General features: G+C 69.1%; 11 protein-coding genes. 7 read left to right on the forward strand and 4 right to left on the reverse strand.

Annotated features, from left to right (window positions below; genetic code table 11):
- Positions 1 to 74: 74 nt before the first annotated feature.
- The 4 genes from yidC to rpmH form a co-directional block, all read right to left on the reverse strand.
- Positions 75 to 998, reverse strand: a complete 924-nt coding sequence (gene yidC, locus EV190_RS04315) for a membrane protein insertase YidC (RefSeq protein WP_133740029.1) — start codon at positions 996 to 998, stop codon at positions 75 to 77.
- Positions 999 to 1024: 26 nt separating this feature from the next.
- Positions 1025 to 1342, reverse strand: coding sequence for a membrane protein insertion efficiency factor YidD (gene yidD / locus EV190_RS04320; protein WP_133740030.1), 318 nt, complete (start codon positions 1340 to 1342; stop codon positions 1025 to 1027).
- On the reverse strand, positions 1339 to 1788 hold the full coding sequence (gene rnpA, locus EV190_RS04325; RefSeq protein WP_133740031.1) for a ribonuclease P protein component: 450 nt from the start codon (positions 1786 to 1788) through the stop codon (positions 1339 to 1341). The genes yidD and rnpA overlap by 4 nt, the downstream gene beginning before the upstream one ends.
- Before the next feature lie 84 nt (positions 1789 to 1872).
- Positions 1873 to 2016, reverse strand: coding sequence for a 50S ribosomal protein L34 (rpmH, locus tag EV190_RS04330; RefSeq protein WP_133740032.1), 144 nt, complete (start codon positions 2014 to 2016; stop codon positions 1873 to 1875).
- Between the two features lie 812 nt (positions 2017 to 2828).
- Here rpmH and dnaA point away from each other — a divergent pair.
- The 7 genes from dnaA to gyrA all read left to right on the forward strand — a co-directional run bounded on the left by dnaA (position 2829) and on the right by gyrA (position 14252).
- The gene (gene dnaA, locus EV190_RS04335; protein ID WP_133740033.1) at positions 2829 to 4724 is read left to right on the forward strand and encodes a chromosomal replication initiator protein DnaA; all 1896 of its coding nucleotides are present in this window, start codon (positions 2829 to 2831) and stop codon (positions 4722 to 4724) included.
- Positions 4725 to 5410: 686 nt separating this feature from the next.
- Positions 5411 to 6547 carry a DNA polymerase III subunit beta gene (dnaN, locus tag EV190_RS04340; RefSeq protein WP_133740188.1) on the forward strand — a complete coding sequence of 379 codons (1137 nt, stop codon included), beginning with the start codon at positions 5411 to 5413 and terminating at the stop codon, positions 6545 to 6547.
- Between the two features lie 64 nt (positions 6548 to 6611).
- Complete coding sequence (gene gnd / locus EV190_RS04345) at positions 6612 to 7493, forward strand: phosphogluconate dehydrogenase (NAD(+)-dependent, decarboxylating) (RefSeq protein WP_133740034.1); 882 nt, start codon at positions 6612 to 6614, stop codon at positions 7491 to 7493.
- 169 nt (positions 7494 to 7662) lie between these two features.
- On the forward strand, positions 7663 to 8799 hold the full coding sequence (gene recF / locus EV190_RS04350; RefSeq protein ID WP_133740035.1) for a DNA replication/repair protein RecF: 1137 nt from the start codon (positions 7663 to 7665) through the stop codon (positions 8797 to 8799).
- Positions 8789 to 9310 carry a DUF721 domain-containing protein gene (locus tag EV190_RS04355; protein ID WP_133740036.1) on the forward strand — a complete coding sequence of 174 codons (522 nt, stop codon included), beginning with the start codon at positions 8789 to 8791 and terminating at the stop codon, positions 9308 to 9310. Before recF ends, EV190_RS04355 begins: the two co-directional genes overlap by 11 nt.
- 433 nt (positions 9311 to 9743) lie before the next feature.
- On the forward strand, positions 9744 to 11657 hold the full coding sequence (gyrB, locus tag EV190_RS04360) for a DNA topoisomerase (ATP-hydrolyzing) subunit B (RefSeq protein ID WP_243742347.1): 1914 nt from the start codon (positions 9744 to 9746) through the stop codon (positions 11655 to 11657).
- Between the two features lie 48 nt (positions 11658 to 11705).
- Entirely contained in the window at positions 11706 to 14252 is a 2547-nt protein-coding gene (gyrA, locus tag EV190_RS04365) for a DNA gyrase subunit A (protein ID WP_133740038.1), read from the forward strand.
- The last annotated feature ends 125 nt before the right edge of the window (positions 14253 to 14377 follow it).

The raw sequence follows: 14377 nt of genomic DNA on the forward strand, positions 1-14377 counted from the left end.
GCGTCGAGGGCTCGCGCCCGCGCATCCACACAGCGGACGTCTCGCACAAGGGACTTCCCCGGGAAGAGCCGGACCTACTTACCGCCGGTCCGCTTGGACCTCGTCTGCTTCTTCGGCTGCTTACGCTCGATCTTAGGCTGTTCCACCGGCGCGGGCGGCTCTTCCTCCCGACGCTTTCCGAAGAGTCCCTTGCCGGAGCTGTTGGTCTCGGCCTTGACCGGCTGCTCCCCGGGGGCCGGGAACTTGCGGTAGAGGAGATGCTGCTGCCCCATGGTCCAGGTGTTGGAGGTCACCCAGTAGATCAGGACGCCGATCGGCATGCTCAGACCGAACAGGCCGAAGGCGGGCGCCAGGTACATCATGATCTTCTGCGACTGCATCATCGGGTTGTCGGCCATACCCGGCTGCTTGAGCGTGCGGTTCATGCTCTGGCGCATGGTGAGGAAGGTGGTGGTACCCATGATCACGCAGGCGATCACGATGACCACCTTGGCCATGATCGGGTCCGCGCCGAACCTCGCCAACTCCTCGGCGGAGGAGGTGAACTGCGCCGCGATCGGCGCGTGGAAGACCAGGGCGCCCCGGGCGCTGTCGGCGAGCTCCTGGGTGAAGCCGTACTGGGCCTCACCCTCCGCCACGCTGCGCAGCACGCTGAAGAGCGCGAAGAAGACCGGCATCTGCAGCAGCAGGGGGAGGCAGCCCATGATCGGGTTGGTGCCGCTCTCCTGGTAGAGCTTCATCGTCTCTTGCTGCAGGCGCTGCTTGTCGTTCTTGTACTTCTCGCGCAGCCTCACGATCTGGGGCTGGATGTCCTGCATCTTGCGCTGCGTGTGCATCTGTTTCACGAACAGCGGGATCATCAGGAGACGCATGAGGAGCGTCAGGGTGACGATGGACAGCCCCCACGCCCATCCGCTGTCCGGATCGAGGAAGGTGCTCAGGCCCGCATGGATCCAGACCAGCACCTGGCCGACGATGTTATAGAGCCAGTCCAGCACCGGCTATCTCCCTTGGTTCTCCAACTTCACAGACTCGACGCGCCGGGTGCGGCTTCGCCGCCGGTTCCGGGCCCCGTGTCACTGGTCTCTTCGACGGGTCCGCCCTTGCGCGGCGGTACCGGATCGAGCCCGCCCGGATGGAACGGGTGGCACTTGCCGAGCCTGCGGACGGTCAACCACAGTCCGCGGAACGCTCCGTGCACGCGCAGCGCCTCGACGGCGTAGCTGCTGCACGAAGGATAGAAACGACAGACCGGCGGGAAGAGCGGGCTGATGAACCGCTGGTAGCCCCTGATCGGCAGGATCAGTACCCGCGCCAGGGGGGTCGGTCTGTCGTGCGTCATTGGATCGGCCGTTCTCCAGCTGCCGGGACATCCGCGGGTGCGGCCCCGCGGGGAACCCGGTCACGGCGCGTCGGCTGTCTGCGTGGACGCGTCACCGAGGTGAGTGCGCCGTCCAGTTGGGCTGCCAGCGCATCGTGCCCGAGGAACGCGGAGGCGGGTTTGGCCCGCACTACTAGCAGGCTACCCGCAGGCAGGAGCGCGACCCGATCGCGCATCAGATGCCGTAGGCGGCGCTGGACGCGCTTGCGCACCACGGCTCCTCCGACGGCCTTGCTCACGATGAAACCGATCCTGGGCGGCTCCGCGCCGACCTGCCGATCGGCCCTCGGGGCGGACACCGGAGTGAGCAGGATGACCATGAGGGCGTCCCGACCGGTACGGCGTCCCTTGCGCATGACGAGACCGAAGTCGGCGCTGCGCCGCATTCGGTTGCGCGGGGACAGCATCGGATCTGAACACCCCCGAACACAACAAGCGGACCGGCTGCCGAAGCGGGCAGACCGGTCCGTTGAACGATTGACTCGTGGCGACTAGTGGCTGACGGTCAGCGCTTCGCGCCCCTTGCGCCGGCGCGCGGCGATGATCGCGCGGCCCGCACGGGTACGCATGCGCAGCCGGAAACCGTGGACCTTGGCGCGACGCCGGTTGTTCGGCTGGTACGTACGCTTGCTCACTGCTTAACTCCAGGGGCGTTCAGGAAGTACTACGACGGTCAGACCGCTCGACTGCGTCGATGGCCTTCGGTTCCTGCTGCTGTCGCGGGGACGCTCAGCTGGAACATCGCCCGCTCAGGTCGTCTCCGCCTCGGGCCGGGGAGTCCGGATCCCGACGATCGGGACCGTGTTCCACCAGCGCGCAGACAGATATCGACGTAAGCATAAAGAACATACGGGCTGTCCCCGGCCTGGTCAAATCAACCGCCTCAAGCGCGCCTGCGGGCGCCGACCGGGGTCGGCCGCAGGCGAGGTTTTCCACGAACCGCTCGGTCTGTGGAAAACCTTTGTCCACAGGCTGCGAGTTGTTCACAGAGGGACCTAAGCTGTGGATAACCTCGACCGTGCACACCCCCCGCCGATGCCGCCGGAAGTCCCCTCGGACAGCACGATCGAGCCGGTAGTGCACATACTCTCAACTGGGAAATGTGGATAACCCACCCCTGTGGACAACGTCTCGCAAGGCTGTGGACAACGCTGTGGACAACTTGTGGATAACAAGCAAAAACTGTGGATGAGCGCGATCCACACGGTCCGCTCGCGGCGTTGGAGGCAGCCTAGCCGCCCACAGGGGAATCCACAGAAAACACTGAGTTACCCACAGAACACCGTTCGTAATCACATTTTGGTCACGCAGCCTTCCCATCCCTGTGGACGGACGGGGGGCACCGTGTTTACCGGGACAATGGGTCGTCGTGCTCCCGTACGCCCCCCGTGGGACGGGAACCGACCGGCAGGACACCGCTAGAAGGGGCGAACCATGGCAGGCCACCGTGTCTGAGGGACAGGTCAACCTCGCAATGGTGTGGTCGAGCGTGCTGGACAGCCTCGACAACAACAGCCTTCCCCCCCAGCAGCGGGCCTGGCTCCCGCAGACCAGGCCGCTGGGCCTCATCGAGGACACCGCGCTGCTCGCCGCCCCCAACGAGTTCGCGAAGGAGATCCTGGAGACCCGGCTGCGCCAGGCGATCAGTCAGGCGCTGTCGAACGAGCTGGGCAGGGAGATCAGGGTCGCGGTCACCGTCGACCCCACCGCGGTGCAGCCGTCGGCGTCGACCGGTGTGTCTCCGGTCCCGCCCCCGCCGCCGCACTTCTCCCCTTCGGGCCCCGACCCCCAGGAGGGCCACCGGCCCCGCCCCGAACAGGCCGCCCTCCCCTCGTGGGACTCCCCTCCCCCGCCGCGGCGGCGCGGCCGGAGCAGGGACGACTCCCCCCAGCAGCCGCCCTGGCAGCAGCAGCCCATGCTGCTGCCCGAGGCCGCCCCGGGCCAGGACGAACCCGGACCCGCGCGGGACCACGGGCCCGGTCCGGTCGCCCCGGGCCAGGACCTCCTCGCCTCCGGGTGGAACGACGCCGGAGCCGGCCGGAGCCGGCCGGGCGCTCCGGCCCCGCTCCCCGAAGCCCAGGCCGACCCCCGGTACCGAAGCTGGGACGACTCCGCCCAGTGGGACTCCCCCAATCGCTGGGAGACCCCCGCGACCTGGGAGAGCGCCCGCAGGCCGGGAGCCGGGCGCCGACCCGACGACGCCCCGGGCGAGCACGGCGCGGACGCCGCGGACCAGCCGCCGGTGGCCCCGCCCCCCGGCGGGCCCGAACACGGGGAGGGCGACACCGCGCAGAAGCCCGTCGGCCCGGGGCGGCTGAACCCCAAGTACACCTTCGACACGTTCGTCATCGGTTCCAGCAACCGCTTCGCGCACGCCGCGGCGGTCGCCGTGGCCGAGGCGCCCGCCAAGGCCTACAACCCGTTGTTCATCTACGGCGGGTCGGGGCTGGGCAAGACCCACCTGCTGCACGCGATCGGCCACTACACCCAGCGGCTGTACGACGGCGCGCGGGTGCGCTACGTGAGCTCGGAGGAGTTCACCAACGAGTTCATCAACTCGATCCGGGACGGCAAGGCCGACGGGTTCCGCCGCCGCTACCGGGACATCGACGTGCTGCTCGTGGACGACATCCAGTTCCTGGAGAACAAGGAGCAGACGCAGGAGGAGTTCTTCCACACCTTCAACACCCTGCACAACTCCAACAAGCAGATCGTCATCTCCTCCGACCGGCCGCCCAAGCAGCTGGTCACCCTGGAGGACCGGTTGCGCAACCGGTTCGAGTGGGGCCTGATCACCGACGTCCAGCCGCCCGAGCTGGAGACCCGGATCGCGATCCTGCGCAAGAAGGCGGCCCAGGAGGGGTTGGCGGCGCCGCCGGAGGTCCTGGAGTTCATCGCCAGCAAGATCTCCACGAACATCCGGGAGCTGGAGGGCGCCCTCATCAGGGTCACCGCGTTCGCCAGCCTGAACCGGCAGTCGGTCGACCTGCACCTGACCGGAATCGTGCTGCGGGACCTGATCCCCAGCGACGAGCTGCCCGAGATCACCGCGTCGGCGATCATGGCGCAGACCGCCTCCTACTTCGGGCTCACACCGGACGACCTGTGCGGCACCTCCCGCTCGCGGGTCCTGGTCACCGCCCGCCAGATCGCGATGTACCTGTGCCGCGAGCTCACCGAGCTGTCGCTCCCGAAGATCGGGCAGCAGTTCGGCGGCCGCGACCACACCACGGTCATGCACGCCGACCGCAAGATCCGCTCCTTGATGGCCGAGCGCCGCTCGATCTACAACCAGGTCACCGAGCTCACCAACCGGATCAAGCAGCAGTCCCACAACATCTGAGCCGACCGGCCGACGGCCCCGTGTCCCCTTCTCAGGGGAACCGGGGCTTTTTTTCACGTCTTCCCGGTCTTCTTGCCGCAGCGCTAGCACATCCCAAGCTGTGGACAAGCTGTGGACAAGCCTGGGGATAACCCGCGATTTCCTGTGGACAGACTGTGGATGACCTGTGCATAACTCACAGCAACATCCCATCACCCAATGATAGGAACTGTGGGTAAAGTCGTGGATAACCTGTGGACGAACTGTGGATGACCTGTGGACAGTCTTCAGCCGTCCACAGGCGGGCGAGTTGTCCACACCCGTCGTCCACAAGTCCTGTGGACAAAAATTTCTGCACTGACCTGCAAAAACGATGGTTATCCACATTATCCACAGCCCCTACTACTACGACGCCACCTTTAGAGATTTCGTGGCTTGGTAAACGGGCTCCGGCCATTTCTGTGGATAACCGCGAGCCGATCGCCGCTCCCCCGCCGTCTCCCGCCGACCGCCCCGACAGGCCGCAGCGAAGCCGCGCGGGCCGAGTGCGTCCGCGCCCGAATCCGGGTACCGTGTGAAGCCGCCCCCTGAAGACCCGACCGGTGCCCGCTGCGCGGAAGCCCGGTCCGGCCGGTCTCGGGCAGCGCCGGGCGCGGGTCAGTGCGCGACAGGCGTCTCCGTGGTTTTCGAGGAAAGTGAGACCGATCGTGAAGTTCCGGGTCGAACGCGACGTGCTCGCCGACGCCGTCGCCTGGACCGCCCGCACCCTGCCGGTCCGGCCGTCGGTCCCCGTCCTCGCCGGAATGCTGCTGGACGCCGGAGAGGACGACGGGCGCCAGCGGCTCAGGCTGTCGAGCTTCGACTACGAGGTCTCGGCCCAGGTGTCGGTCGACATCGACGTCGACGAACCGGGCAGGACCCTCGTCTCGGGGCGGCTGCTCGCCGAGATCGTCCGGAACCTTCCTCCACAGGCTGTGGAGATCAGCACCGACGGCGCCAAGGTCGTCGTCTCCTGCGGCAGCGCGAAGTTCACGCTCCTGACCCTGCCCGTGGAGGACTACCCGACCCTCCCCGCGATGCCCGAGCTGACGGGTTCGGTGCTCAGCGACGCCTTCGCCGCCGCCGTCAGCCAGGTGGCGGTCGCCGCCGGGCGCGACGACACGCTTCCGATGCTCACCGGTGTGCGGGTCGAGATCGAGGGCGAGACCGTGACGCTCGCCTCCACCGACCGCTACCGGCTCGCCGTGCGCGAGCTCACCTGGACGCCCCAGGACCCCGGCGTGTCCGCCGTCGCACTGGTCCCGGCCAAGACCCTCGCCGACACCGCGAAGTCCCTGACCAGCGGCGCCCAGGTGTCCATCGCCCTGTCCACGGCGGGCAGCGGAGAGGGCATGATCGGCTTCGAGGGCGGCGGCCGCCGCACCACCACCCGCCTGCTGGACGGGGACTTCCCCAAATACCGCGCGCTGCTGCCCGACTCGTTCAACTCCGTCGCCGAGGTGCAGAAGTCGGAGTTCGTGGAGGCCGTCAAGCGCGTCTCGCTGGTCGCCGAGCGCAACACCCCGCTCCGCCTCGCCTTCAGCGACGGCCGCCTGGTGCTGGAGGCCGGGGCCGGCGACGAGGCCCAGGCGGTCGAGGTCCTGGACGCCTCCCTGGAGGGCGACGACATCCAGATCGCCTTCAACTCGACCTTCCTGGTCGACGGGCTGAACGCGATCGAGTCCGACATCGCCCGCCTGCAGTTCACCACCTCGACCAAACCGGCCATCATCACCGGCAAGCCCGTCGACGACGGGGCCTCGGACTACCGGTACCTGATCATGCCCGTGCGCCTGTCGAGCTGATCGGGGCGGTACGCCGGTTCGTCGGCACATCCACAGACCGGGCACAAGTAGGGGGAACGCGAGCATGCAACTCGGGATGATCGGCCTCGGCAAGATGGGCGGCAACATGGCCGCCCGGCTCCGGGACAAGGGGCACGACGTCGTCGGCTTCGACTTCGACCCGGACCTGCGCGATGTCGGGTCCGTCGCCGAACTCGTCGAGCGGCTGGAGGCGCCGCGGACCGTCTGGCTGATGGTCCCGTCCGGCGGGCCCACCCGCAGCAGCGTCCGCGAGCTCGCCGAGCTGCTGGAGCCGGGCGACCTCGTCATCGAGGGCGGGAACTCCCACTACGTGGACGACCGCGAGCACGCCGACACGCTCAAGGAGCGCGGTGTGGAGTACCTCGACGCCGGGGTCAGCGGCGGTGTCTGGGGCCGTGAGAACGGCTACGGCATCATGGTCGGCGGCTCCGCCGAGGGCGTCGAGCGCGCCCGCCCGGTCTTCGACGCGCTCACCCCTGACAACGGCGGCGGCTTCGTGCACGCGGGCGGGGTCGGCGCCGGCCACTTCGTCAAGATGGTCCACAACGGCATCGAGTACGGCATGATGCAGGCCTTCGCCGAGGGCTACGAGCTCATGGCCGCCTCCGACGTCGTGGACGACGTCCCCGGCACCCTGGCCAGCTGGCGCGAGGGCACCGTGGTGCGCTCCTGGCTGCTGGACCTGCTCGTCCGGGCCCTGGACGAGGACCCCGAGCTGGAGCGGCTGCGCGGGTACGCCCAGGACTCCGGGGAGGGGCGCTGGACCGTCCAGGCGGCCGTGGACCACGCGGTCCCCGCCCCCGTCATGACCGCGGCCCTGTACGCCCGGTTCGCCTCCCGCCAGGAGGACAGCCCGGCGATGAAGGTCGTCGCGGCGCTGCGCAACCAGTTCGGCGGGCACGCCGTGGCCCAGGCCGACGAGTAGGTCACCATCGGCGCATAGCCTGTGACCAGGGTGTTCCCTCCCCAGTGAGTCGGAGCGCCCCAGCCGCCCGATCCCTGACGCGGCCTCCGACACGGCCGTACCGACATCCCCCGGGTCCGCGCGCACCCAGTGCGCGCGGACCCGGTCGCCGTTTCACAGGAGCAGCCAGATGTACGTATCCCATCTGCAACTGGCCGACTACCGGTCCTACGAGGCCGCGAACCTGGAGCTGGAACCGGGCATCAGCACCTTCGTCGGCCCCAACGGCCAGGGCAAGACCAACCTGGTCGAGGCGATCGGCTACGTCGCCACCCACGGCAGCCACCGGGTGGCGAACGACGCCCCCCTGGTGCGCAGGGGCGCGGAGCGGGCGATCGTCCGGGCCGCCGTGGTCAGGGGCGACCGCCGGGCCGTCATCGAACTGGAGATCAACCCGGGCAAGGCCAACCGGGCCAGGCTGAACCGCTCGGCCGGGACCCGCCCCCGGGACGTGCTGGGCATCCTGCGGACCGTGCTGTTCGCGCCCGAGGACCTGTCCCTGGTCAAGGGCGACCCGGGGGAGCGGCGCCGCTTCCTGGACGAGCTGCTGGTCGCCCGCGCCCCGCGGTACGCGGGGGTCCGCTCGGACTACGAGCGCGTCCTCAAGCAGCGCAACGCCCTGCTCAAGTCCGCGTCGGCCCGGTACTTCAAGCAGCGCGCCGAGCCCGACCTGACCACCCTGGAGGTGTGGGACCAGCACCTGGCGGAGGCGGGCGCCGAGCTGCTGGGGGCCCGCCTCGTGCTGGCGGCCGAGCTCCAACCGCTCGTGGAGAAGGCGTACGGCGAGCTCACCTCCTCGGCCGGCTCCCCGGCCCTGCACTACCGAAGCTCGGCCGTCGAGGAGGGCGACGAACTCCCCGTGGACCGTCCACAGCTTGTGGACGTCCTGCGCGCCGCGCTGGCCGAGGCCCGCCCGCAGGAGCTGCGGCGCGGTGTCAGCCTCGTCGGACCGCACCGGGACGACCTCCAGCTCCGGCTGGGCGACCTCCCCGCCAAGGGGTACGCCAGTCAGGGCGAGTCGTGGTCGTTCGCGCTGGCGCTGCGGCTGGCCGGGTTCGAGCTGCTGCGCGCCGACGGCGACGACCCGGTGCTCATCCTCGACGACGTCTTCGCCGAGCTCGACTCCGAGCGCAGGCGCAAGCTCGCCGAGCACGTCCGCACGGCCGAGCAGGTCCTGGTGAGCGCCGCGGTCCCGGGCGACGTCCCCCCGGAGCTGATGGGCGCCCGGTACCGGGTGCGAGAGGGGACGGTCGAACGTGAGCGGTGACCAGGGACCCGAGTCCTCCCGCCGCCCGCGGTCCGGGGACGGCGACCCGCCGGCGGCTCCCGCGCTCAGCGGTGTCGAGCTGGCCCGCCAGGCCCTGGCCAAGGCGCGGGCCGAGGCCAAGGAGCGCGGCGGCGCCCCCGGGCAGCTCCCCCGGCGGCCGCGGCGCGGCCCCATGCGCTCGCGGGGCGAGCCGCAGCTCTTCGGCGACGCGGTGCGCGCCTGGCTGATCGAGCACGGCTGGCAGGAGCAGGTGGCGATCGGCGGCGTCTTCGGCCGGTGGTCCCAGATCGTCGGCGAGAGCCTGGCCGAGCACGCGCGCCCCGAGACCTATTCGGAGGGCGAGCTCGTGGTCGCGGTCGACTCCCCCGCCTGGGCCACGCAGGTGCGCGCGCTCGCCCCACAGCTGGTGCGCAGGCTCAACGAGGAGCTCGGCCACGGCAGTGTGCGCGTGATCAAGGTCCGGGGCCCGGGAAGCGGACGTAAAACCCGAGGTCAGTGGCGGGTCCGCTAATCCTTTCGGCGGACGGGCGGGAGGCCGGGCCGGTGCGCCGGGTGCCCCGAGGAGCCGATTCCGGGTGGCGGAGCCGCCCCGCGGCCCGTCGAAGGACCGTCTGACATCACTCATTCGATCGCGGCGCTGATTCCAGAGTGGGTCGCGTGTGGGGACTCGGCTCCCCGCCTGTTCGGTCGCTGTGGGCCAGCACAGCGCCGCGAATGCGACTTTCAGACCGTGCGCGCGGTATCATGAGGAAGGTTCTTCGGACGCCTCCACCGGCAAAGACCGCACCAAGAGCGGAGTACCGGGAATCGGGGTCGCAGCAGCGTCTTGGCGGGGGCGTGACAGCGCGTTTCGCCTGGGGCGCCGTGCGCTCGTCGATTGTCTTGGGGCTGGTCGGCGTCCCCAGCAGGAGGGTGTTTCCAACTTGGCCTACGACGCGCGATCAATCACGGTTCTTGAGGGCCTCGAAGCAGTACGCAAACGCCCCGGTATGTACATCGGCTCCACCGGCGAGCGGGGTCTGCACCACCTGGTCTACGAGATCGTCGACAACTCCGTGGACGAGGCCCTGGCGGGCCACGCCACCGCGATCGAGGTGACCATGATGGCCGACGGCGGCGTTCGCGTCGCCGACGACGGCCGGGGCATCCCGGTCGACATGCACCCGGTCGAGAACCGCCCCGCCGTGGAGCTCATCCTGACCACGCTGCACGCGGGCGGCAAGTTCGACGGGGAGTCCTACGCGGTCTCCGGCGGCCTGCACGGCGTCGGCGCATCCGTGGTCAACGCACTCTCCACCCGGATGGACGTGGAGATCCGGCGCGACGGGTACCTCTGGACCCAGCGCTACGAGATGACCGTTCCGACGGAACTGGTGCGGGGCGGGCCCACCACGGAGACCGGTACCCAGATCACCTTCTGGGCCGACGACTCCATCTTCGAGACCACCACCTACAACTTCGAGACGCTGTCGCGGCGGCTCCAGGAGATGGCCTTCCTCAACAAGGGGCTGTCCATCACCATCCGCGACGAGCGGCCCGAGCACATCGACGACTCCCCCGTCGTCCACACCTACCACTACGAGGACGGGCTGTCGGACTTCGTCCGCCACCTCAACGCCACCAAGGACCCCTCGCACGCCACCATCATCGCGTTCGAGGACGAGGGCGACGGCATCGCGGCCGAGATCGCGATGCAGTGGAACCAGTCGTACACCTCCTCGGTGCACACCTTCGCCAACACCATCAACACGGCCGAGGGCGGCACCCACGAGGAGGGTTTCCGGGCGGCGCTCACCTCGATCGTCAACCGGTACGCGCGCGACCAGAAGCTGCTGCGCGAGAAGGACGACAACCTCACCGGCGACGACGTCCGCGAGGGCCTCACCGCGATCATCTCGGTCAAGCTCACCGACCCCCAGTTCGAGGGCCAGACCAAGACCAAGCTGGGCAACACCGAGGCCAAGTCGTTCGTGCAGAAGGTGTGCAACGAGCACCTGCGCGACTGGTTCGAGCGCAATCCCGGCGAGGCCAAGGACATCATCACCAAGGCGAGCCAGGCCGCGCGCGCCCGCATCGCCGCCCGCCAGGCGCGCGACCTGACGCGGCGCAAGACGCTGCTGGAGTCCACGTCTCTGCCCGGCAAGCTGTCCGACTGCCAGTCGACCGAGCCCGAGCGGTGCGAGGTCTACATCGTCGAGGGCGACTCCGCGGGAGGATCCGCCAAGGGCGGCCGCGACCCCCACTACCAGGCGATCCTGCCGATCCGCGGCAAGATCCTCAACGTCGAGAAGTCCCGCATCGACCGGATCCTCAAGAACGCCGAGGTCCAGGCGATCATCACGGCGCTGGGCACCGGCGTCCACGACGACTTCGACGTCGAGAAGCTGCGGTACCACAAGATCATCCTGATGGCCGACGCCGACGTCGACGGCCAGCACATCCGCACGCTCCTGCTCACCCTGCTGTTCCGCTTCATGAAGCCGCTGATCGAAGCCGGGTACGTCTACCTCGCGCAGCCTCCCCTCTACAAGATCAAGTGGGACCCGCGCGGCGCCGACGTGGACTACGTCTACTCCGACCGCGAGCGCGACGAGGTCATCGCCACGGGCATCGCGGCCGGGAAGCGCGACCCGCGCCCCCGGGACCTCGTCCAGCGCTTCAAGGGCCTGGGGGAGATGAACGCCGCCGAGCTGTGGGACACCACGATGGACCCGGGAGGCCGGGTGCTGCTCCAGGTGACACTCGACGACGCCGCCCAGGCGGACGAGATGTTCAGCGTGCTCATGGGCGAGGACGTCGAGTCCCGGCGCTCCTTCATCCAGCGCAACGCGCGGGACGTCCGCTTCCTGGACATCTAGGGTGCCCCGACGGCAGCGAACGACTCACCAGAAAAGGATCGACATCCAGTGACGGATGCGAACATTGAGAACCCCGCCGGCGGGCGGGTCGAGCCGGTCGACATCCAGGTCGAGATGCAGCGCAGCTACCTCGACTACGCGATGTCGGTCATCGTCGGCCGCGCACTGCCGGACGTCCGCGACGGGCTCAAGCCCGTGCACCGGCGCATCCTGTACGCCATGTACGACGGCGGATACCGCCCCGACCGCGGCTACTTCAAGTGCGCCCGCGTCGTCGGCGACGTCATGGGCAACTACCACCCGCACGGCGACAGCGCGATCTACGACGCGCTGGTGCGGCTGGCGCAGCACTGGTCGCTGCGGATGCGGCTGATCGACAGCAACGGCAACTTCGGCTCCCCGGGCAACGACCCGGCCGCCGCCATGCGGTACACCGAGTGCAAGCTCGAGAACCTCGCCATGGAGATGGTGCGGGACATCGACAAGGAGACCGTCGACTTCTCGCCCAACTACGACGGCAAGACGACCGAGCCCGACGTGCTGCCCGCCAGGTTCCCGAACCTGCTGGTCAACGGCTCCAACGGCATCGCGGTGGGCATGGCCACCAACATCCCGCCGCACAACCTGCGCGAGGTCGCCTCGGGTGTCACCTGGTACCTGGAGAACCCGGAGGCCGCCGACGAGGAGCTGCTCGACGCGCTGATCGAGCGGATCAAGGGTCCGGACTTCCCGACCAGCGGACTGATCGTCGGCAAGCGCGGCATCGAGGACGCCTACCGGACCGGGCGCGGCTCCATCACCATGCGCGCGGTGGTCGAGGTCGAGGAGGACAACCGCGGCCGCCAGTGCCTGGTCGTCACCGAGCTCCCCTACCAGGTCAACCCGGACAACCTCGCGCTGAAGATCGCCGAGCTCGTCAAGGACGGCAAGATCACCGGGATCGCCGACGTCAAGGACGAGACGAGCGGCCGCACCGGCATCCGCCTGGTGGTCGTGCTCAAGCGCGACGCCGTGGCCAAGGTCGTGCTGAACAACCTGTACAAGCACACGCAGCTGCAGGAGACCTTCGGCGCGAACATGCTCGCCCTGGTCGACGGGGTGCCGCGCACGCTGCGCCTGGACCAGTTCGTGCGCACCTGGGTGGCCCACCAGATCGAGGTCATCCTCCGGCGCACGCGCTACCTGCTGCGCAAGGCCGAGGAGCGCGCCCACATCCTGCGCGCGCTGCTCAAGGCGATCGACCGCATCGACGAGGTCATCGCCCTGATCCGGGCCAGCGCCTCGGCGGACGCCGCCAAGACCGGCCTCATGGACCTGCTGGCCATCGACGACATCCAGGCGCGCGCGATCCTGGACATGCAGCTGCGCAAGCTCGCCGCGCTGGAGCGCCGTCAGCTCACCGCCGAGTACGACGAGCTGATGGCCCTCATCACCGACTACAACGGGATCCTCGCCTCGCCGGAGCGTCAGCGGAGCATCGTCCGCGAGGAGCTCACGGAGATCGTGGAGAAGTTCGGCGACGAGCGCCGTACGCACATCATCCCGTTCGAGGGTGACATGCGTATGGAGGACTTCATCGCCGAAGAGGACATCGTCGTCACCATCACCCGCGGCGGCTACGCCAAGCGCACCCGGATCGACAACTACCGGGCGCAGAAGCGCGGCGGCAAGGGGGTGCGCGGGGCCCAGCTCAAGCAGGACGACATCGTCCAGCACTTCTTCGTGACCACCACCCACAACTGGATCCTGTTCTTCACGAACAAGGGCCGGGTGTACCGCACGAAGGCGTACGAGCTGCCCGAGCTCGCCCGGGACGCGCGCGGCCAGCACGTCGCCAACCTGGTCCCCTTCCTCCCCGATGAGGAGATCGCCCAGGTGATGGCGCTGCGCGACTACGAGGCGGCGCCGTACCTGGTCCTGGCCACCCGGACCGGACTGGTCAAGAAGACCAAGCTGGAGGACTTCGACTCCGCGCGCGCGGCGGGCATTATCGCCATCAACCTGCGCGAGGACGACGAGCTCATCGCGGCGCGACTGGTCTTCGGGACCGACGACCTGCTGCTGATCAGCAGCAAGGCCCAGGCGATCCGGTTCCCGGCCTCGGACGAGTCGCTCCGGCCGATGGGCCGGGCGACCAGCGGCGTGATCGGCATGCGCTTCCTGGACGGCGACTACCTGCTGAGCATGGACGTCATCCGGGAGGGCGAGGGGGCCACGGACGTGTTCGTGGCCACCGACGGCGGCTACGCCAAGCGCACCCCCGCGGACCAGTACCCGGTGCAGAACCGGGGCGGCAAGGGCGTGCTCACGGCCAAGGTCGTGGAGGCCCGCGGCAAGCTCGTCGGCGCGCTGATGGTGGACCCGGCCGAGGACGAGATCCTCGCCATCACCTCCAACGGCGGTGTGATCCGCACCAACTGCGCGGAGATCAAGCAGTCCGGACGCGCCACGATGGGCGTGCGGCTGATGAACCTCAGCAAGGGCAACCACGTGGTGGCCATCGCGCGCAACGCGGAGGGCATGGAGGAAGAGGTCGAGAACGCCGGCGAGGCCGAGGGCGCTGCCCCGGTCGAGCCGGAGGGCGACGCCGAATAGCGGTTCGACCCCGGTCGGATCGTGTTTCACGTGAAACGGTTCGGCGGCCCGCGTGCGAGGGGGACGTGTTCCCCTCGCACGCGTTGGCCGCTTCTCGTGGCTCTCAATAGAGTGGCTCCCTGTCA

The organism is Actinorugispora endophytica, from assembly GCF_004363075.1.
GTDB lineage: Bacteria > Actinomycetota > Actinomycetes > Streptosporangiales > Streptosporangiaceae > Actinorugispora > Actinorugispora endophytica.

Coding starts and splice junctions, on each gene's coding strand:
- gnd (WP_133740034.1), top strand. CDS start 6,612: ATGCAACTCGGGATGATCGGCCTCGGCAAGATGGGCGGCAACATGGCC.
- recF (WP_133740035.1), top strand. CDS start 7,663: ATGTACGTATCCCATCTGCAACTGGCCGACTACCGGTCCTACGAGGCC.
- rnpA (WP_133740031.1), bottom strand. CDS start 1,788: ATGCTGTCCCCGCGCAACCGAATGCGGCGCAGCGCCGACTTCGGTCTC.
- yidD (WP_133740030.1), bottom strand. CDS start 1,342: ATGACGCACGACAGACCGACCCCCCTGGCGCGGGTACTGATCCTGCCG.